Genomic DNA, 19,014 nt, shown 5'->3' with positions numbered 1-19,014 from the left:
ACTATAGGTCATATTTTATCATTATTCTGCCAGTCTTTGAACTTTTTCCCCTTGAGCGGGGTCATATTTAAAAACGACCAGATGTGCTAAGATAGGCATACTAGACTTATAGAAAGAAGGTCTCCCATGTCTCTAAATCAGCAAGCCCCACTAGCCTACCGCATGCGTCCCCAAAATATTGACCAAGTTTTAGGGCAAAACCATCTCGTAGGCCCGGGCAAAATAATCCGCCGCATGGTTGAAGCCAAGCGGCTATCATCTATCATTCTCTACGGCCCACCTGGTACGGGTAAGACCTCTATCGCGACCGCCATAGCAGGATCTACTAAACTTGCCTTTCGCCAGCTAAATGCTGCTACTGATTCTAAAAAAGACCTCCAGGCGGTCGTTGATGAAGCTAAGTTTTCTGGTGGTATTATTTTACTTTTAGATGAAATCCATCGCTTAGATAAAACCAAGCAAGATTTCCTCCTCCCCCACCTAGAAAATGGCCTAGTTACCCTGGTTGGTGCTACCACCGAAAACCCCTATATTGCAATTAATCCAGCCATCCGGTCCCGGACACAAATTTTTGAAGTCCACAAACTTAAAGCTGAAGATATTGCCCAAGGTCTAGACCAAGCTCTAGCGGATAAAGACCGCGGTTTGGGTGGGATGAATATAAAATTGACTGCTGATGCGCGTGACCACCTAGCCCAGGCTGCCAATGGCGACTTGCGGGCTAGTCTTAATGCCCTGGAACTAGCTGCTCTGTCAACACCGGCTGATGACCAGGGCGTCATTGAAATTAATCTGGCCATTGCCGAAGAGTGCTTGCAGAAGAAGGCCTTTGACCACGATAGTAAGGGCGACCTCCACTACGATGTGGTGTCTGCTTTGCAAAAGTCCATTCGCGGGTCAGACCCTGATGCCGCCCTGCTCTACGCAGCTAGACTGCTTGCAGCCGGCGACTTGACCAGCCTCTGCCGCCGCCTTTTGGTAACGGCCTACGAAGATATCGGCCTCGCCAATCCCCAAGCCTGTGAACGAGCCGTCTTAGCGGTTCAAACTGCCCAACAAGTCGGTCTCCCCGAGGCTAGGATTCCACTGGCCCATGCTATTATTGACTTGGCCCTATCCCCCAAGTCTAATTCTGCTATCCAAGCTATTGACGCTGCCTTAGCTGATGTTAAAGCAGGCAAGGGTGGCCAGGTGCCAGACCACCTACGTGACGGTCACTATCAAGGCGCTAAAGACCTGGGCCGAGGCGTCGGTTACAAGTTCCCCCATGACTATCCAGGCCATTATGTCGACCAAGATTACCTACCAGACACCTTACGGGGTAAACATTACTACCAAGCTGTCCACACCGGTAAGTATGAGCAAGCCCTTGACCACCACCGCCAGCACCGAAAATAATCCTAGCCAGTGGCAGGCTCTTGCATCAAGTCATTATTCGTGGTAAAGTAAGCATGTAGAAAGCACTGATGTGTTCGTGCCCTCTTAATGTGTTGACCGAACAAATCATACTATCTAGGGAACCATGAATTCTGATGGCTGCTAAGCCTTATCACGAGGAAAGCAAAAGTCGGATAGTGGTTCCCACCTGCTAATTACTTGCGGGTTCAATACAGATAGATTTTGCACGGCACAATCGGTATTCTATATAAATAGTTTTACTATTTTCACCGGCAGGCAACTGCCGGTTTTTTTGAATACAAAACCCCGTCAGCTAAATTAATTTAACTGACGGGGTTTTAGCTTATTCACTAATTTTATTTTCTAGATCAGTACGGACAACCAAGACATCGCATGGTGCGTGGCGAATCACATAATCAGAAACAGAGCCGATAAAGAGTCGCTCTACCGCATTGAGACCAGTCGCACCGAGCATAATCAAATCAATCTGCTCTTCTGGTACAATTTGCTTAACAATTTGAACCTTGGGTGACCCATAGTCCACCAGAGTAGTCACCTGGTCAAGGCCGGCCGCCGCCGCTTCAGCTTGGTAGCTGGCCAATAATTTTTCAGCTTGCGCCTCTAGATCATCAATAAAATTGCCCTCATAACCGCCTGGTGTGGCGACCGCTCGCGTATCAATAATATGAGCAATTGTTAAGGATGCCTGGTTCCTTTTAGCTACCTCAATCGCCTTTTTAAAGGCTAATTCAGCCTCTTCAGACCCATCAATTGGCGCTAAAATGTGTTTATATTCTTGGAACATCATTAATTCCTCCTTAACTCTAATCTATTTATCAGCTATTTTAGATATTACCTAACGCAACTGTGTCGCGTACAATCATCAATTCTTCGTCAGTTGGGATGGTGTAGACAGCCACTTTAGAAGATGCTGTTGAAATTTTCGCTTCGTCCCGTGTTTGGTTAGCTTCTTTGTCTAACTCAATACCTGCCCACTCCATGCCTTCAAGGACGCCTTGACGGAAAGTGATTGAGTTTTCACCAACACCAGCAGTGAAGACAATCACATCGGCGCCGCCTAAAACAGCTAGGTATTGACCGATATATTTCTTAACACGGTCATAGTAGATTTCAATCGCAACTTTAGCACGCTCGTTGCCGCCATTAGCTGCTTCTTCAACATCACGCATGTCAGAAGAAACACCTGATAGACCCAATAGGCCTGATTCCTTGTTCAGGATATTGATCATTTGGTCGATGTCAATATTCTCTTTCTTCATAATGTACTGTAATAATGAAGGGTCGACATCACCAGACCGAGTCCCCATGGTAATACCGGCAAGTGGTGTGAAGCCCATTGATGTATCAACAGATTTACCACCATCTACAGCGGTAATTGAACCACCATTGCCGACATGGCAAGTAATGATTTTTAAATCTTCGATGTTTTTACCTTCTAACTCAGCAGCCCGCTGTGCCACATATTTGTGTGAGGTACCATGCGCGCCATAGCGACGTGCTTGATAGTCTTCATAGTACTTGTAAGGTACTGAGTACAAGTAAGCTTTTTCTGGCATAGTAGTGTGGAAAGAAGTATCAAAGACACCAACAGTTGGTTTGCCAGGTAATAATTTTTGGAAAGCCCGAATAACCTTGGCTTCAGCTGGATTATGTAATGGGGCAAATTCAGCTAAATCTTCAACTTTTTGAATTTCTTCTTCACCTAATAAGGCTGATGACTTAAAGTGCTCGCCACCAGCAACAATACGGTGACCAGAGCCAGCAATTTCATCGTAGTCGGCAATGATATCTAACTCATTTAATTTTTCTAATAAATAATTAATGGCGATTTCATGGTCAGCAATATCTAACTTATCTTCAAATTTGTTGCCATCATATTTAATGGTTACAAGTGAATCAGCTAAACCAATTCTTTCAATTAAACCTGACGAGATTACTTCTTCTGAAGGTACTTCATAGATAGAGAATTTTAAACTAGAAGAACCAGCATTAATGGCAAAGACTTTTTTTGACATATTAATACTCCTTTTGCTTTTTAATTCGCTTACATAAGCCTTAATTACATTATAGCAAATCTTGGGCCCACTTGCTAAAACTGTTTACAAAATCCAGCATTCTTTTCTCATCCTTTAAGCTCGGCAGGTCCCCAATCAGGACATTACTTGCTTGTTTGGCCTGGTCGCCAGCCTTCTGTACGACTAATATCGCCTTTTGGGCTCGCCGGTCCTTAAATAAATTCGTCGGTAATTTTAGAAAGGCCTGGAAATATCCCTGGCTGTTAATGGCTTTTACCAGGTGGCTGGAGGCTTCCTCCTCAAAAAGTTGAGCTGGAACAATAAATAAGCCCCAGGCATTGGCCTTCATATAATTCATGGCCTGTTCAACTAAGAGATAGTGGGCGTAGGCATGACCAGATGCAAAAGCTGATTGGTAGCTAGTTGCTACCTGGTCAACTGGATAGTAACCCACTGGCAAATCGGCAACAACTAAGTCAACTGGCGGCACCATCAGGTTTTGTAGTGCATCACCCAGGTATATTTTTGCTTCTTCCCCCTGTAAGTAAAGGGATTTTTCCGCTAAAGAAAGCATGAGGTCATCATTATCATTTAGATAACCTTGGGGTTTAAAGCCATTTTTCCGTAAATGGTCTACCACCACTGCATACAAGTTGGCCTGGCCAGCAACAGGATCAAAGACCAATAGGGCCTGGTCTTTATCGTGGTTGGCGAGGAGCTTAACCGCCATATAGGCTAGTAAAATAGCAATGGCTTCTGGAGTAGTTTGATAATTAGCCGGCAATTGATCCTTTTTACTACCCTCAATTAAGGCAATTTGGATGGCCTTACGCATTTCTTCTTTGTCCATATTTTGCCAATCACTTTGTTGGTAGACCTGGTCTAGCTGCCTAGCCAAGTCGTCACCAGGCTGGCCATCTATCTGCTGGGTCTGACCCAAAGCCAGATTTTGCAAACTTTCATGCAAGGCCTCTAAATAGGAGAAGTCCAGGTCCTTGCTGAGGGCTTGGGTTGATTGGTCAATCAGGTCATACATTTCTTTTATTTTATCCACAGACATGAAGTCACCTCAATCTTACTTTTCCATTAATTTTAACATAGGACCACTTGTCCAGCACAAATTCTGATTACTTGTACACAAAAAAAGCGCGATGCTTAATTTAAACATCGCACTTTAATAAAATTTTCTCCATACTTTCTCCATAGGGTACGGAGCAAGGCTCAAAAGCTTGATATAATAGCTTATGCTTCTGCGCCAACTGGGTATACAGAAACTTGTTTTTGATCGCGGCCCTTACGTTCAAAACGTACCACGCCATCAACTAAAGCGAATAATGTATCGTCGCCACCACGGCCAACGTTAACACCTGGATGGATTTTAGTACCACGTTGACGGTATAAAATTGAACCACCAGAAACTTCTTGACCATCAGCACGTTTAGCGCCTAAACGTTTAGCTTGTGAATCACGACCGTTGGCTGTAGAACCGCCACCTTTTTTAGTCGCGAAGAATTGTAAATTCATTTGTAACATTAAGTTTGCCTCCCTAATTTATATTTTTTTCTTTAACCTGAATAAAGTCGCCGTAGCTTGCCTGCATATCATCAGCTAGTGCTAAAAAGAGTTGTTGGAACAAGAGCTGACTAATCTCTTTTTGGTCAAGAGACAAGTTTTCCGGTAGGCTAACATAGAGATAACCCCCTTGCTCTTGGTCTGCTTCCACAATTGGCTCCAGCTGGCTCATGCGCTTAAGGTTATTAACCATGGCAATTGTTAAAGCCGAAACACCAGCGCATACTAGGTCTTGCCCATAAGGACCAGATTCAGCATGGCCAGACATCTCTAAAGCTACGAATTGCTGTCCCTTTTTATAAAAATGGACATTAATCATAACTAGGCGTTAATGGCATCAATAACAACTTTTGTATAAGGTTGACGATGACCTTGCTTGCGGTGAGAGTCTTTTTTCTTCAAGTATTTGAAAGTTGTTACTTTCTTTTGTTTACCTTGTTTTTCCACAGTCGCTTCTACAGTTGCGCCCTCAACAAAAGGTGTTCCCACCTTAACTTGGTCGCCACCTACAAATACAACTTGGTCAAAAGTAACCTTTTCACCGGCTTCAGCTTCTAATTTTTCAATATAGATTGCTTGGCCCTCTTCAACTTTTACTTGTTTACCACCTGTTTGGATAATTGCGTACATTGTCGCACCCCTTTCTTTTTTCTTAGACTCGCCAGCTTAAGTACCCAAATCGGGTTTTAAGACTTAAGTCCGAGCGGTTGTAGCTGCGGTGCACAGAACAACATTGATATAATAACAAAACGACACCATCTGGTCAAGGTTTTTATCCTTGCTTTTTTACTATCAGTGGCTGTGGCTAATTAAGCAGTTAGATGTGCTATAATAAAAACCATTATCGTTCATTATTTGGGGGTATTGGGATGCACGAACTACTAAAGCTTCAAGACCAAAGACACTTATCCTTAATTACGCTATTTTATTACAACCAGCAACCTTTGGACCTAAGCTATCTTGCTCAGGAAATGAATTTATCTGAGCGCACAGTGAGTGAGTTAATTACAGAGACTAATAATCGTTATACCTACCTAACTATCCAAGCTCGACCTGACCAAAGCTTAGAGCTTCTATTTCAAGAAGGCATTAATATAGATTCCTTTTTCCATGACCTCTATGCCCAATCAACTGCTTACCAGTTGATTGAATATATATTTTTTAACGAAGCTTGTAGTATCAATGATTTAGAAAAACAAATGACGATTAGTCGTTCTTCCATCCAGCGTACCCTCAGTCAGATTAGATCTGTCTTGCAAGCAAACTTTTCAATTACAATCTCACGTAGCCCCTACCGCCTTGAGGGTAGAGAAGCTGATATTCGTTATTTTTATACCCATTATTTTATGGAAAAGTATGAAGGAAGTAATTGGCCCTTTACTTTTAACTTACAGGATTTTGATGACCTTATTCAAGACGTAGCCCTAGAAATTAACTATAATGACTACTTTATCGATTACCGCCATCTGCGCTTTTATATAGCGGTCAACTTCTTTCGTTACCAGGCTGGTCATTTAACTGAAGATTTTACCGATAAGGCGGAACAAGTGATTGAACAACTTAGTCCCCAAGTATTAGACCGCCTCCAACAATTCTTTGGTCAAGCTATGACTCCTGCTTTAGCCAAGCAAATTTTTGGCAGGCATGTTGCCCGAGATTTTTATTATACGATTGCTGAAATGCATGAAAAACTGCCTCAAAATAACTACTATAGCCAACTCAATGCCATGTTCGTACAACAAATGGATTTGGTGTGCCAAGAATTCAACATGACCCTAGCCAATCGAGATCTAGTGATCTTAGAAATGCATAATTCTTATTTTCTAAATACCAATCCTGGCAACCGCAAGTATATCCTGCATAACCACAGCGCAATAATCATTAGCGATCTGCGCCAACATTATCCTAAAGTTATTGATTTATTAATTACTAGCTACCAAAATGTTCCTGCTAGTAAGCGTAATCTTTTCCGCATAGATCGGGCCCTCCACCAAATTATTGTGAGTTCAGCTGCCACAGTTTGGGAAGATTTCTTTTATCAAATCCAAGCCCAACTTCCTAAAGTTAAAATTGCCATTATCAATATCGCTCGCCTAGCTCATATCCATATTATTAAGGAAAATCTGAATTACTGGTTTGGTCAAGCCATAGAATTTGTGACGCCCAACCAGCTCCACTATGGACAAGACCAGATGGTAACCATTGATGCCGATATTATTATATCAGCCAGTTCAGTTCAAGTTGCTGACCATGTCCACTATATTTCCATCAGAGAAACTATTACCTATAACGAAATAAATCAAATTATGGCCGCTATCCTTGCAGTCAGGAACCAAGCAAAATTGAAATAGTAATTTAAAAAGCTAGCCCCACTCGGACTAGCTTTTTATTATAAAAATGATTCAGATGAAATAATGCGACTACCATAGCTTTCACCAAAGCTAGTATCATGGGTCACGATCAAGATACCCTTACCTTGGCTAGCGATATCTTTAATTAATTCACCAACCTGGTCGGCAGATTGCCGGTCTAGGGCTGAAGTTGGCTCATCAAAACAAATCACATCGGGACTAAGCATCATAGCCCGAGCAATGGCCACCCGCTGCTTTTGGCCCCCAGACAAGGTAGATGGCATGACATCAGCCTTATCAGCCAGGCCCATACCAGCTAATAGGGTTAAGGCCTGGTCAGTCAGGCTTGCTTTATCAGCTAGCTCTTGGGCCAGAGGTGCTTCAAGTAAATTTTCTAATACCGAAAAGTTGGGGAAAAGTTGATAGTCTTGAAAAACCATTCCTAATTGGTTCTGGTAGCGGCGCTGACTGTTACGGTCTGTATAGACTGCCTCTTTACCGTTATCTTGGCAGAGGATATCGTCATTAATTTTAATGGTGCCGCGGTCCGCTTCCTCTAGATTGTTAAGCAGACGCATAAAGGTCGTCTTTCCAGTTCCTGATTTCCCTAGTAATATTACAATTTCGCCGGGCGCAATTGAAAAATCGACGTCTCTAATCACTTGGTTACCGTTGTAGGCCTTGCATAGGCCAGTTACTGTTAAAGTCATACTAACCACCTACCATTCTGTTTTACTTTCGATTTGTTTCAAGAATAAGGTCACAATTGCTGTCATTATCAGATAAATTACACCTACTGCTAAATAAGGTAGCAGCGAGGCATAGTTATTAGCCGCAATTGAACCTGCTCGTAGCAATTCACCTAAACCGATGACATATACTAATGAAGTATCTTTAACTAGCGCAACGACCTCATTACCTACCGATGGCATAACAATCCGCATCACTTGCGGCAGAATAATCCGCCGGAAGCCCCGTAAACGGCCTATACCTAATACGGAAATAGACTCGAATTGTCCCTTTGGAACCGAGGCAATCCCACCACGGAAAATTTCAGTGAAGTAAGCCGCGTAATTAATAACGAAGGCAAAAAGCGCTGCTGGCAAGCGGTCCATGGTCACACCGATAAAAGGTAAACCAAAGAAAACCACCATCAACTGTAACATTAACGGACTACCACGCATGATAAATACATACATTTCAATAATCGCTTGCAACCATTTAGGACCAAATACCCTAAAGATGGCGATAATAAAGCCTAATGGAATAGATAGGAGGAGGACCACCACGAAGATTAAGACGGTCAACTTCAAACCATTTAATAAGGATGGCATAATTTCTTTTATAATCGACCGATCCTTAGCCTGGTTATTTTCCCCGAACCACTTCGCATAAATCTTATCGTAGCGGCCATCTTCCTTAAGGGTTGCCATCCCGCGATCAATGGCTGCTTTCAAATCAGTATCTCCCTTGCGCAGGCCTACGCCCATAGGCTCGATAGAGGTCTCATCAATAAAGGTTGTATAGTTTTCCAGCCCTTTTTGGTTGAGCACATAAAGGGCATAAACCGAACCAGCATAAGCAGCATCCACCCGGCCAGCATCTAAATCACCAAAAACTTGGTTATATGAAGGATATAACACCGGAGGGCCATCAAGACGATGGAAAAGATTGTTAGGCCAGTTCTGCATAAACTCCAAAGCTGTTGAGCCAGACTGGGTGGCCATCGACTTGCCAGCTAAATCTTCTAGTTCCTCAATACCTGATCCTGCTTTAGAAATCACCAGCTGTCCTGATTCAATATAAGGGTCTGAGAAGAGTACCTTATCTTCCCGCTCTGGTGTGATGCCGTAGCCATTCCAAATCATGTCGATATTACCTGAATTTAACTCTGTCTCCTTGAGGCCCCAATCAATTGGTTGGAAGGTTAAATCCCAGTCATACATAGCAGCAATTTCATTAGCCAAGTCTATATCAAAACCGACTAATTCACCATTACCATCACGAAAACCCATGGGTGCGAAGGTATCATCTAGCCCTACTACATAAGATTGGCCATAGGTTGGATCATTTTTAAAAGCCTCATCTGCATATACGAGATGATGGCTTCCCACCACCAATTTACCAAGTACTAACACGAATGACATCAGGGCGACGATAAATCGTTGCCCTATTTTTTGTTGAGTCATCACACTCACCCCTTTTCTGTAAAATAATAAATAAAAAAGTCCTTTCGTAAAAACGAAAGGACATTAGAAACATAATAATGTGGTGCCACCTTTTTTCACGATAAGCTCACACTTATCGCCTCAGTGTGTCAACAATTGACAGCATGGTTAACGGCATTACCCGGTATCACATTTAGGTGACCAGCTCATGGGTGTGTAGATGTTCTGCTTATACCTGTTCTCAGCTACCAGGCTCTCTAAGATAAGCGACAAACAACCTCTTCCATTCGAAGCTTTGTAAATATTAATCATATTATAAACAAGTCTTAATTTTTTTGCAAGCCTTTTTAAGATTGAATCCAACTAGCAAACTTTTCCAGACTCCAATGCAAGATAAAAATAATTAAGGCATTGAATAACACGGATGGGAAAAGATAGGTTAATAAGTAGTGGGCAAATTGATCAGCCTGAAAGTTAAGCAAGCGGTAAATCGCAAAGATTAAGAGCTGATAGCTTAAATATAGTAATAATGTCATTAACCATACTGAAAAGAAGTTGCGTGGTAAGCGTTGAAAAATATAACGGGCCAGGTAAATAAAGACCGGGAAAATAAAGAGATTGATTCCTAAGATACCCGCGTAATAGGCATCATACAAAAAACCAATAATTAATGCCATATAATACAAATTATCACTTTCTGTATAGATGGCTAATATAATAAAGGTAATTAAGCAAAAAGCTGGTACTACTAGATAAGATACATGGTGAAGCATCACTTGTAAGACATTAGCTGCCACACCATCCACAATTAACATGGCTAACAGTAGCAAAAAAGGCAGAAAAATCCGACGTAACCAACTAGTCATTTGCGCTAGCCTCCTCTGGATTTTCACCAGTAGCTTGGTTGCGGTTAGACTCCAAGACCACAAAAACCTTGCGAATATCTGAATAATCGGCAGCTGGCTTAATACGAGCCTGTTGGGCCAAACCAAATTCATCTTCTTTGGCAGACACCACTTGTCCAATTGGTAAGCCTTCTGGAGAAATGCCACCCAGACCATTAGAAACAACTAAACTGCCCTTTTTAATATCCGCATCCCGGTCAATTTGGGTCATAATTAACTCATTATTGGCCCGGTCATAAGATTCAATAATACCATGGACAATACGGCCATCTAACTGTATAGAAGCTGACACCTGCATTGATTGCGGATTATCAGTTGTCATCAATCGGACTTTAGCTGAGTTAGGTGCGACTTCAACGATACGGCCAACCATTCCTGAATCAGCTACCACTGACATGCCCTCTTCAACTTGGTGGTTAGACCCTAAGTCGATGGTTAAATAATCCAGCCAGTTATTAGGTGTGCGGGTAATAACCGAACCAGCAATCACTGTCTTGTTTACCAAGGTCGGTTCCAAAGCTAATAGATTAGCCATTTCTTCATTTTCAGCCTTTAATTGGGCATTTTGAGCCTGCAAGCTTTGTAAGGCACCAATCTTTTCTTTTAAATGTTGATTTTCAACATAAGCATTCTTAATATCCTCAACAGTATCCCAAAGCCCTAACAAAGCATTGGTTGGTCGGGAAATCGTCCGAGCTGCAATCGCAGTCGTATCGTTGACCCAACGTATCGGAGTGGGCATGCCACCCTGGCCAAAAATTGAGTAAGCAATCATACTCAAAGAGGTGATAACACTAAAAAGTATAACCAATATTTTTCGGTTGGCTAAAAACTGGCGCACCATCATCGACCCTTTCCTAAACAATATGACCTATTATAACATGATTGACGCAAGATAAGAAAGTTTAGTCAAAAAAGTTTTATTACAATTACTAGAAAAAGCGATAGTTAATTAAAACGTCCCTGCGCAAACGCAGGGACGTTTTTACCAGCCTAAACATATCAGTTTAGTTTTTAAGGGGTAATTATTTAGCTAACAGCCATTATTGCGGATCCAAGGTAACCGTAACCTCTTGAACAGGCACATCATACCATGGATCACGGCGACGATTAAGGAAGTCCAAAGCTGGTTGTGGGAAAGCAATATAAGATAAAACATCTTCCGCTGATTCAGCTAGGTCGCCAAGTTCTTGCTTGGCCTTATCGTAACCAGGTGCTAATAGGTCAGCTGGTCTTTGCGTGATGACCTCTTCATCACCAATAATTTGTTGGCGAATGTCAGCACTGATTGGCGCTGGTGATTTACCATAATAGCCTTTGACATAATCCTTAATCTCATTAGGAACCATCTTGTACCGTTCACCAGTCAGGACATTCATAACTGATTGGGTACCAACCATCTGTGATAATGGCGTCACTAGCGGTGGATAACCCAGGTCAGCCCGGACGCGCGGCACCTCTTTAAGGACTTCGGTAAACTTATCAGCCTGGCCCGCTTGGTCTAATTGCGACAAGAGGTTAGATAACATACCGCCTGGCACTTGATATAATAAGGTTTCAGGAACAACTTCCATGACCCGTGGGTTAATCAGTCCTTCAGCCCTAAAATCATCGCGGATTCCACTGAAGTAATCTGCAATTTCACCCAGCGTATCGGTATCCAAACCATCATCGTAACCCATTTCGGTCAGGGCCACATGCAAGCTCTCAGTCGCTGGTTGGCTAGTACCACCAGCAAATGGAGAAATAGCCGTATCAATAATATCACAGCCAGCTTCAATTGCTTTTAGATAAGTCATTGAAACGGTGCCTGCAGTAGCATGAGTATGGACTTCAAGTGGTAAGCTGACAACTGCTTTGATTTTGCTGACAAGGTCATAGGCCCGTTGCGGGGTTAAAATACCCGCCATATCTTTAACGCAGATGGAATCAGCACCCATACGACTCATTTTAACTGCAAGATCCACAAAATAGTCATCAATATGCACTTCTGAAGTCGTAAAGCAAATGGTTGCTTGCAAGTGACCACCATATTTTTTAGTTGCAGCAAAAGCCGTTTCTAAATTACGTAGGTCATTAAGAGCGTCAAAAACCCGAATAATATCAATACCATTTTCGATTGATTTTTGGATAAATCGCTCTACCACATCATCTGGATAATTACGATAGCCTAGCAGGTTTTGGCCCCGCAAAAGCATTTGTAATTTTGTATTAGGGGTATGTTTACGAATTAAGCGTAGCCGCTCCCAAGGGTCTTCGTTTAAAAAGCGTAAGGCTGCATCAAAGGTAGCCCCACCCCAGCATTCCAAAGCATAGTAACCAGCCTGGTCCATTTGCTCTAGAATAGGTATCATCTGTTCAGTCGACATCCGAGTCGCCGCCAAAGATTGGTGGCCATCCCGGAGAACTGTTTCAACTATTTTAATTTGTTTCGACATTTGCTAGTCTCCCGTCCTTTTCTATTAATTTAACCATGGCCTGTCTAATAATAGACAGGTCATGTTTTCGACTGCGACCGCAAGCCTTAGCATCCTGGCCACACACTAGGCAACTTCTTGCCGACTGGCCAAAATCTTGACGACTTAAGGCCTGCACTTGACCCGCATGATTCACTAATACGTCTAGGTCGTAGAGACGGGCCAAAGGTAACTGATTTTCTAGCTCCATTGTCAATTTCTTGACCTGGTTACCAGCTGCATTTACCAGATAAAAGGCCTCAGGACCAGTTTCCAAATCAGCCATTGCTGTACTTTGATAGGTCAAACCGGCTGCTTGTAAGCTAGCTTCGAGATCAGCCTGGGCTAAGGCAAATATTTTAGCGATTAGGTCGTTATTTTTTACCGGACCCACTATATTAAGCTTTAAAGCAATTAGTGAGCCTTTTGGATGTTGATTCAAACATTTTTCTTGCCAACTAGCGCGCGCCTCCCGGCTAGCTAGAACCTGGTCCAAGCCAACCTCTGGTCCACTAGCCAGAGCTTTTAAATAGTCATCAATCACTTAAAACCTGCTCTCTAATAGCTTGCCCAGCTGGTGACTGAAGAAAATCATAGGTAACTTGCGGTAGATATACCTGCAGGCCTGCCAGATCTCCAGCCAGAAACTTTTCTCGTACCTTAGTGGCGGAAATAAAATCTTCTGCCTGGTCGGTAGCTAAACGTGGAATAACATGTAGGTTAATAGCTTGACCAAAACAGGCTGCCATGGCTTGGTTGTAAATTGCTGTTTTTTCTGAATAAGGCTCGGTACCGACAAATCGGTCAGTAATGCCTAATACTGGGGCAATGCGGTCGCGGAAAAGCATAGCGTCAACCTCAGCCTGGGCTTGGGTAACTGACTTATCCTCAGCCAGAAAATAGGCTGGAAAAGTTGCTTGTGACACCATGTAATCATCAGTTGTATGCACATAGACATCTGGCCAAGCCTGGCAAGCTTCCTTGACTAACTGATAACGTACCCGACTTGGAAAAAGTGATCGGTCTTCTGACAAGACAAAAACATGTACGATATCACACTGGCTTCTAGCTGATTCGATCAAATAAAGATGGCCCCTAGTCAGAGGGTTAGCGTTCATTACGATTGCCCCTATCCGCTCGCCACTTGGTCTATCTTGACCAAGCCTAGCTAAATAGTCATCGAAGCCGTTTGTTGCCCTTTCCATAAAGACAACCTGATCAGTCGCAATCAGAGTATTAAAATTCAAATGGCTAAAGGATTGGGCCGAGCTAGGTTTAGTATAGACAAAAGCCTTTTGATACCCTTTTTGGTAGATACGGTTTAGTAACTCCGTTACCAACTGGTTCATCACAGCGCCACCCTTATAAGCTTGGCAGACCACCAAACATTTCATAACATTCGCTTGCAGCGACCCCGTCGCTACCAATCGGTCTCCATCATAAAGACCAATGGTTTCATCTAACTGGGCTTCGGGTCTTAGTCCGGCACTGGTCAACAAGTTAAGCCAGGCCTGACGATCAAATGATGATCGCTCAACCCACATTTGTCTTACTACTAGTTCGATAGTTATCAATCCCTTTACTGTTCTTTAAATACGTTAAGTAGGATCTTAATGGCCAACAGCAAGGCTGCCATGACCACGAAGATGCCACCCCAACCAACCACAAAGATTTCCAAGGCTGCCTGGAAGTTTGCTTGTAATTCTGGACTCATTCTTATACTCCTATCTATTATGCCTAAATTATACGAAATATCCTAAGATTAAACCACCGGCGACAACGGAACCAATTTGGCCAGCAACGTTGGCAGAAATAGAATAGTTTAGGACAAAGTTTTGCGGATCAGCTTCAGTAGCTAGTCTTTGTACTACCCGTGATGACATAGGGAAGGCTGAAATACCAGCTGCCCCAATCATTGGGTTGATTTTCTCTTTACGGAAAATATTGACTACTTTACAGAATAGGACACCACCAATAGAGTCCATAATGAAGGCCACTAAACCAAAGCCAATAATCATCAAGGTTTGCAAGTTTAAGAATTGGTCAGCGGTCATTGTTTTGGCAATGGTAATACCTAGTAAGATAGTTACCAAGTTAACCAATTCGTTTTGGGCGGTTTCAGATAGACGATCTAAAACACCACACTCCCGCATCAAGTTACCAAACATTAAGAAACCAACTAGGGGTAGGGAAGCTGGGGCGATAAAACCAGCAACTAGCGTAATGATAATTGGGAAAAGAATTTTTGTCAGACGTGATACATTTTCAGCCTTATATTTCATCCGGATTTTACGTTCATTTTCAGTGGTTACTAACTTAATAGCTGGTGGCTGAATAATTGGTACCAAGGCCATGTAAGAATAGGCAGCAACCGTAATCGGTCCTAAGAGGTCCGGGGCTAGCTGGTTGGCAACAAAAACTGAAGTTGGGCCATCCGCCGCACCGATTATACCGATTGATGCTGATTGTTCAAGTGAAAAACCGGCAAATAAAGCTACAAAAATTGTAAAGAAAATACCAAATTGAGCTGCGGCCCCAAAGAATAACATGGTTGGATTTTGTAATAATGGGCCAAAATCAATCATAGCACCAATCCCAATAAAAATTAGTAAGGGGAATAGCTCTGTTTCAATACCTGCTTCAAAGAGAACATCTAAGACCCCAACTGGACTACCCGGCCCTTGAGTAATCATCCCTGTATTTGGAATATTAACCAAAATAGTTCCTAGCCCCATTGGCACCAACAGGGTCGGTTCATATTCTTTCTTAATCCCTAAATACATCAAGACACAACCGATAGCCATCATAACCAGCTGTTGCCAAGAAACCGACAGGATTCCTTCAAATAATGCTTCCATCTATTTCTCCTCCTGATTAACCTTCAATTGTGAACAATAGCTCAGATACATCGACTGCTTGTCCCTTAGTAACAAGAATAGACGTCACCCGGCCAGCTAATGGGGCTACGATCTGGTTTTCCATCTTCATGGCTTCTAGTATTAAGACTGGTTGGTCTTCATTAACCTGGTCACCCTCAGCTACCATAATATCAAGAATAGTACCAGGCATTGGCGAAGTCACTTCTTGACCGGCACCCGGTTGACTAGATGGGGCGGGACCAGCAGGTTCTGGACTAGATGTCGCCATGGCTGCTGTGGCTGGTGCTTGCTCAGCTGCTGGTTGGCTAGCTGGAGCTGGTTGCGCAGGTGGCGCAAAGCTAGTACCCGGTGTCAATTCTTCCATTTCTACCATATACTCTTTATCGTTTAAACGAATACGAAACTTTCTTAACATAATCGATTCTCCTTTTTATTTAATTCTAGTGACAGTTTTTATATGAAATTGGCTATCTGCCTGGTCATGAGCTAGCACTGCAGCTGCTATTGCAGCTACCGCATCAATGTCAGGGTCAAGCTTTTCAATCCGACGAATATGAAAGTCTGCCTGGGGACGACTTTCAGTTAAACAAGCCGCGGCAATCGCAGCAACTTCCTCATACTCACCTGGTTCCCAGGCCAAATCATCAAAGCTGACTGGCTCTTCTTTTGGCGCTGGGGGACTGGCTGGTTGCTTAGCTTGTTTAGCTACTGGCTCAGGCGTGGTAACTTCTTCTTTGGAACGGGAAGTCAACCAATCAAACAATCCCACATCTACTACCTCCCTTTTTTAAAACGCTTTCTAATCCTATTATGACAAAAATTTGGCAATTAGGTTGTTTTTTCCTTGTTCAATTTATGGGCATTTGTATATTATTTCACAGATTGTTTTTCTAATGTTTTTGTAAAGATTAAGCTTGATAAAGCGTTTCCAATCTATTAACCTAAACATATAAATTAAATATTTTTTAAGGAGGTCAGCCTATAAACCATAAACTTGACTTAAGCGCAGGATTAAGTCGTATAGAAAATTAAATATTTGGAGGAGAAAATATGATTACCTTTTTATCATGGGCAATGATCATCGTCTTCATGTACGTTATTTTGAAGAAAAAGATGACGCCCTTTACTGCCTTAGTTCTTGTCCCTCTAGTTTTTGCCGTGATTGCCATGGTCACTGGTGCTTCCCCTGATACAGACATCGCCACTTGGGTAATGGATGGGGTGGCCACAACTGCTAATACTGGGATTATGCTATTATTCGCAATTCTCTATTTCTCAATCATGCTTGACGCAGGTCTTTTCGACCCCATCACAGCAGCCATGATTCGCTTTGCTGGCGGTGACCCACTCAAGGTCTTAATGGCTACTGCTGTTGTAGCAGCTGCGGTCTCTTTAAACGGTGACGGTACAACTACGACCCTGATTTGTGTGTCTGCCTTCTTACCAATTTATAAGAAGCTTAACATGCGGGTGATGAACCTTGGTGTTTTGATTATTATGCAAAACACAATCATGAACCTCTTACCATGGGGCGGCCCAACTGCTCGGGCCATGGCCGTTATGGAAGTTGGCGCTGATATCCTAGCCTACCTCTTCCCTGGCATGATTATCTCACTTCTTTACGTTATCTTTATTGTTGCTCCAACTATGGGGCGTCGCGAAAGAGAACGTTTAGGTATTGTTGAATTCTCTGAAGCAGAAGTTGAAGAATTAACCAATATTACTGATCCAGAGCTAGTAGCTATTCGTCGACCACAAAATTGGTGGTTCAACCTAATTCTAACGATTATCTTAGTCGGCTGGTTAATCACTGGTTCATTTGTTGAGAGTCTAGAATTGCCATCAGTCCTACTCTTCATGGTTGGTACCTGTATCGCTCTGGTGGTTAACTATCCTAACCTTAAAGACCAAGGTAAACGGATTGCTGACAACGCTGGTGATGCTGTTTCTGTTGTTATCTTAGTATTTGGTGCTGGTATCTTCATGGGTCTATTCCAAGGCTCAGGTATGGCTGATGCGCTAGCACAAAGCTTTATCCATATTATTCCACAACAATTAGGTTCAGTTTGGGCTCTTGTGATTGCCCTTGTTTCTGCACCTGGTACCTTCTTTATCTCAAATGATGGTTTCTACTTCGGTATCCTACCACCACTTGCAGAGATTGGTGCCTCATATGGCTTTACCAATATGGAAATGGCCCTAGCTTCCCTAATGGGACAAGCCTTCCACTTACTAAGTCCACTAGTTGCCTTTATCTATCTACTACTTCGTCTACTCGACCTAGATATGGGTGAATGGCAAAAAGAATCTGGTAAATGGTTAGTAGTTGTCTTTCTGATTTTTGTTGTAACAATTGCCTTACTTGGCCATATGCGTATCTATATTCCACAATAATATTTTTAAGACAGCTAAAAAGGCTGGGACTTCGGTCCCAGCCTTTTTCTATGATATCAATTTAGTTATTAGCTAATAGCTTTCTATTAAGACATGGTCCAGCCACCATCAACTGGTAGGCAGTGGCCAGTAATATAGCTAGATTGGTCACTAGCCAAGAACAGGGCTGCATTAGCCACATCTTCTGGTTGACCAAAACGTTTTAATGGGATAGGCGCTAAGAAACCTTCTGCCACTTGATCGTCTTCTAATAGTTCACTAGTCATACCTGTGACACCCGTACCAGGACAGATTGCATTCACCCGTACCTTATCTTTGGCATAGTCAACAGCCAATGCTCTAGTCATTGAAACCACAGCCCCCTTAGTCGCTGCATAAGCAATTGCATCAGGGAAACCGATTAAGCCGCCAGCTGAAGCCGTATTAATCATGGTACCTTGGCTCTTTTTCAAGTGTGGCATGGCATATTTAGCCGCCCAGAAGATAGCCGTTTGGTTAATCGCTACTGCTTGTTGCCACTGTTCAGTTGGTAATTGTTCCGCATTGCCATAGTGGTAAATACCTGCATTATTAAAGATGATGTCTAATTGACCAAAATGGGCCACAGCATCTTCAATAAAGGCTTGGACATTGGCTTCAACACTGACATCAGCAACAATACCAAACACATCATAACCTTTGCCTTCAAATTCTGCGACTGTTGCATCTAAATCAGCCTGGTTAATATCGACTAAAACGAGTTTGGCACCTTCCTGGCCGAAACGATCTGCTGAAGCTTTACCAAAACCAGAACCAGCGCCAGTGATAATTGCTACCTTACCTGTTAATAACATTGTATCGACTCCATTTCATATG

The 19,014-nt window shown here is 42.7% G+C and carries 21 protein-coding genes, 1 other RNA gene and 1 other annotated feature; of the genes, 4 read left to right on the top strand and 18 right to left on the bottom strand.

The genetic code is table 11. The features are described 5' to 3' along the window. Positions 1-126: 126 nt before the first annotated feature. On the top strand, positions 127-1,398 hold the full coding sequence (locus tag AWM75_RS07165; RefSeq protein ID WP_067980126.1) for a replication-associated recombination protein A: 1,272 nt from the start codon (positions 127-129) through the stop codon (positions 1,396-1,398). 59 nt (positions 1,399-1,457) lie between these two features. Then, positions 1,458-1,644, top strand: a non-coding RNA gene (gene ssrS / locus AWM75_RS07160) — 6S RNA. Positions 1,645-1,741: 97 nt separating this feature from the next. Here the strand turns inward: ssrS and AWM75_RS07155 are convergent. The 6 genes from AWM75_RS07155 to rplU all read right to left on the bottom strand — a co-directional run bounded on the left by AWM75_RS07155 (position 1,742) and on the right by rplU (position 5,636). Continuing rightward, positions 1,742-2,203: a universal stress protein gene (locus tag AWM75_RS07155; protein WP_067980124.1), complete on the bottom strand. Its 462-nt coding sequence runs from the start codon at positions 2,201-2,203 to the stop codon at positions 1,742-1,744. A 40-nt stretch (positions 2,204-2,243) separates the two neighbouring features. Then, positions 2,244-3,434 carry an acetate/propionate family kinase gene (locus tag AWM75_RS07150; RefSeq protein ID WP_067980121.1) on the bottom strand — a complete coding sequence of 397 codons (1,191 nt, stop codon included), beginning with the start codon at positions 3,432-3,434 and terminating at the stop codon, positions 2,244-2,246. A 49-nt stretch (positions 3,435-3,483) separates the two neighbouring features. Then, a complete protein-coding gene (locus AWM75_RS07145) occupies positions 3,484-4,494 on the bottom strand; it encodes a class I SAM-dependent methyltransferase (RefSeq protein WP_067980119.1) in 1,011 nt (336 codons plus the stop codon). 182 nt (positions 4,495-4,676) lie between these two features. Further along, the gene (gene rpmA, locus AWM75_RS07140; protein ID WP_067980115.1) at positions 4,677-4,967 is read right to left on the bottom strand and encodes a 50S ribosomal protein L27; all 291 of its coding nucleotides are present in this window, start codon (positions 4,965-4,967) and stop codon (positions 4,677-4,679) included. A 13-nt stretch (positions 4,968-4,980) separates the two neighbouring features. Beyond that, positions 4,981-5,325 carry a ribosomal-processing cysteine protease Prp gene (locus AWM75_RS07135; RefSeq protein WP_067980112.1) on the bottom strand — a complete coding sequence of 115 codons (345 nt, stop codon included), beginning with the start codon at positions 5,323-5,325 and terminating at the stop codon, positions 4,981-4,983. A gap of 2 nt (positions 5,326-5,327) precedes the next feature. After that, on the bottom strand, positions 5,328-5,636 hold the full coding sequence (rplU, locus tag AWM75_RS07130) for a 50S ribosomal protein L21 (RefSeq protein WP_067980108.1): 309 nt from the start codon (positions 5,634-5,636) through the stop codon (positions 5,328-5,330). A gap of 14 nt (positions 5,637-5,650) precedes the next feature. After that, positions 5,651-5,725, bottom strand: a sequence feature (ribosomal protein L21 leader region). Between the two features lie 150 nt (positions 5,726-5,875). On the opposite strand from rplU, the gene AWM75_RS07125 reads away from it, so the two are divergent. Further along, positions 5,876-7,357 carry a helix-turn-helix domain-containing protein gene (locus AWM75_RS07125; protein ID WP_067980103.1) on the top strand — a complete coding sequence of 494 codons (1,482 nt, stop codon included), beginning with the start codon at positions 5,876-5,878 and terminating at the stop codon, positions 7,355-7,357. A 38-nt stretch (positions 7,358-7,395) separates the two neighbouring features. Here AWM75_RS07125 and AWM75_RS07120 read toward each other — a convergent pair whose 3' ends face one another. From AWM75_RS07120 to AWM75_RS07075, 11 genes are all read right to left on the bottom strand, one after another. Continuing rightward, a complete protein-coding gene (locus tag AWM75_RS07120; protein ID WP_067980100.1) occupies positions 7,396-8,067 on the bottom strand; it encodes an amino acid ABC transporter ATP-binding protein in 672 nt (223 codons plus the stop codon). A 9-nt stretch (positions 8,068-8,076) separates the two neighbouring features. Next, the gene (locus AWM75_RS08915) at positions 8,077-9,546 is read right to left on the bottom strand and encodes an ABC transporter permease subunit (RefSeq protein ID WP_074572534.1); all 1,470 of its coding nucleotides are present in this window, start codon (positions 9,544-9,546) and stop codon (positions 8,077-8,079) included. A gap of 326 nt (positions 9,547-9,872) precedes the next feature. Then, positions 9,873-10,391 (bottom strand): rod shape-determining protein MreD, encoded by a 519-nt coding sequence (mreD, locus tag AWM75_RS07110; RefSeq protein WP_067980098.1) that lies wholly within the window; start codon positions 10,389-10,391, stop codon positions 9,873-9,875. Next, complete coding sequence (gene mreC / locus AWM75_RS07105) at positions 10,384-11,205, bottom strand: rod shape-determining protein MreC (protein ID WP_235585064.1); 822 nt, start codon at positions 11,203-11,205, stop codon at positions 10,384-10,386. The genes mreD and mreC overlap by 8 nt, the downstream gene beginning before the upstream one ends. A 268-nt stretch (positions 11,206-11,473) precedes the next feature. Further along, entirely contained in the window at positions 11,474-12,868 is a 1,395-nt protein-coding gene (locus AWM75_RS07100) for an oxaloacetate decarboxylase subunit alpha (protein ID WP_067980095.1), read from the bottom strand. Continuing rightward, entirely contained in the window at positions 12,852-13,430 is a 579-nt protein-coding gene (gene citX, locus AWM75_RS07095) for a citrate lyase holo-[acyl-carrier protein] synthase (RefSeq protein WP_067980091.1), read from the bottom strand. The genes AWM75_RS07100 and citX overlap by 17 nt, the downstream gene beginning before the upstream one ends. Beyond that, positions 13,423-14,430, bottom strand: a complete 1,008-nt coding sequence (gene citC, locus AWM75_RS07090; RefSeq protein WP_067980087.1) for a [citrate (pro-3S)-lyase] ligase — start codon at positions 14,428-14,430, stop codon at positions 13,423-13,425. The genes citX and citC overlap by 8 nt, the downstream gene beginning before the upstream one ends. 35 nt (positions 14,431-14,465) lie before the next feature. Continuing rightward, complete coding sequence (locus AWM75_RS08885) at positions 14,466-14,600, bottom strand: OadG-related small transporter subunit (RefSeq protein ID WP_252100468.1); 135 nt, start codon at positions 14,598-14,600, stop codon at positions 14,466-14,468. A 28-nt stretch (positions 14,601-14,628) separates the two neighbouring features. Further along, positions 14,629-15,744: a sodium ion-translocating decarboxylase subunit beta gene (locus AWM75_RS07085; RefSeq protein ID WP_067980083.1), complete on the bottom strand. Its 1,116-nt coding sequence runs from the start codon at positions 15,742-15,744 to the stop codon at positions 14,629-14,631. Positions 15,745-15,760: 16 nt separating this feature from the next. Then, a complete protein-coding gene (locus tag AWM75_RS07080) occupies positions 15,761-16,180 on the bottom strand; it encodes a biotin/lipoyl-containing protein (RefSeq protein ID WP_067980079.1) in 420 nt (139 codons plus the stop codon). 15 nt (positions 16,181-16,195) lie between these two features. Next, positions 16,196-16,534, bottom strand: a complete 339-nt coding sequence (locus AWM75_RS07075; protein WP_067980076.1) for a hypothetical protein — start codon at positions 16,532-16,534, stop codon at positions 16,196-16,198. Between the two features lie 281 nt (positions 16,535-16,815). On the opposite strand from AWM75_RS07075, the gene AWM75_RS07070 reads away from it, so the two are divergent. Further along, entirely contained in the window at positions 16,816-18,159 is a 1,344-nt protein-coding gene (locus AWM75_RS07070; RefSeq protein ID WP_067980073.1) for a CitMHS family transporter, read from the top strand. 86 nt (positions 18,160-18,245) lie between these two features. Here AWM75_RS07070 and budC read toward each other — a convergent pair whose 3' ends face one another. Next, positions 18,246-18,992: a meso-2,3-butanediol dehydrogenase gene (gene budC / locus AWM75_RS07065; RefSeq protein ID WP_067980071.1), complete on the bottom strand. Its 747-nt coding sequence runs from the start codon at positions 18,990-18,992 to the stop codon at positions 18,246-18,248. Between the last annotated feature and the right edge of the window lie 22 nt (positions 18,993-19,014).

It is taken from the genome of Aerococcus urinaehominis (assembly GCF_001543245.1).
Taxonomy (GTDB): domain Bacteria; phylum Bacillota; class Bacilli; order Lactobacillales; family Aerococcaceae; genus Aerococcus; species Aerococcus urinaehominis.
The sequence above is the reverse complement of the archived record's forward strand: the minus strand, read 5'-3'. Positions and strand labels throughout refer to the sequence as shown.

Coding starts and splice junctions, on each gene's coding strand:
- AWM75_RS07165 (WP_067980126.1), top strand. CDS start 127: ATGTCTCTAAATCAGCAAGCCCCACTAGCCTACCGCATGCGTCCCCAA.
- AWM75_RS07155 (WP_067980124.1), bottom strand. CDS start 2,203: ATGTTCCAAGAATATAAACACATTTTAGCGCCAATTGATGGGTCTGAA.
- AWM75_RS07150 (WP_067980121.1), bottom strand. CDS start 3,434: ATGTCAAAAAAAGTCTTTGCCATTAATGCTGGTTCTTCTAGTTTAAAA.
- AWM75_RS07145 (WP_067980119.1), bottom strand. CDS start 4,494: ATGTCTGTGGATAAAATAAAAGAAATGTATGACCTGATTGACCAATCA.
- rpmA (WP_067980115.1), bottom strand. CDS start 4,967: ATGTTACAAATGAATTTACAATTCTTCGCGACTAAAAAAGGTGGCGGT.
- AWM75_RS07135 (WP_067980112.1), bottom strand. CDS start 5,325: ATGATTAATGTCCATTTTTATAAAAAGGGACAGCAATTCGTAGCTTTA.
- rplU (WP_067980108.1), bottom strand. CDS start 5,636: ATGTACGCAATTATCCAAACAGGTGGTAAACAAGTAAAAGTTGAAGAG.
- AWM75_RS07125 (WP_067980103.1), top strand. CDS start 5,876: ATGCACGAACTACTAAAGCTTCAAGACCAAAGACACTTATCCTTAATT.
- AWM75_RS07120 (WP_067980100.1), bottom strand. CDS start 8,067: ATGACTTTAACAGTAACTGGCCTATGCAAGGCCTACAACGGTAACCAA.
- AWM75_RS08915 (WP_074572534.1), bottom strand. CDS start 9,546: ATGACTCAACAAAAAATAGGGCAACGATTTATCGTCGCCCTGATGTCA.
- mreD (WP_067980098.1), bottom strand. CDS start 10,391: ATGACTAGTTGGTTACGTCGGATTTTTCTGCCTTTTTTGCTACTGTTA.
- mreC (WP_235585064.1), bottom strand. CDS start 11,205: ATGATTGCTTACTCAATTTTTGGCCAGGGTGGCATGCCCACTCCGATA.
- AWM75_RS07100 (WP_067980095.1), bottom strand. CDS start 12,868: ATGTCGAAACAAATTAAAATAGTTGAAACAGTTCTCCGGGATGGCCAC.
- citC (WP_067980087.1), bottom strand. CDS start 14,430: ATGTGGGTTGAGCGATCATCATTTGATCGTCAGGCCTGGCTTAACTTG.
- AWM75_RS08885 (WP_252100468.1), bottom strand. CDS start 14,600: ATGAGTCCAGAATTACAAGCAAACTTCCAGGCAGCCTTGGAAATCTTT.
- AWM75_RS07085 (WP_067980083.1), bottom strand. CDS start 15,744: ATGGAAGCATTATTTGAAGGAATCCTGTCGGTTTCTTGGCAACAGCTG.
- AWM75_RS07080 (WP_067980079.1), bottom strand. CDS start 16,180: ATGTTAAGAAAGTTTCGTATTCGTTTAAACGATAAAGAGTATATGGTA.
- AWM75_RS07070 (WP_067980073.1), top strand. CDS start 16,816: ATGATTACCTTTTTATCATGGGCAATGATCATCGTCTTCATGTACGTT.
- budC (WP_067980071.1), bottom strand. CDS start 18,992: ATGTTATTAACAGGTAAGGTAGCAATTATCACTGGCGCTGGTTCTGGT.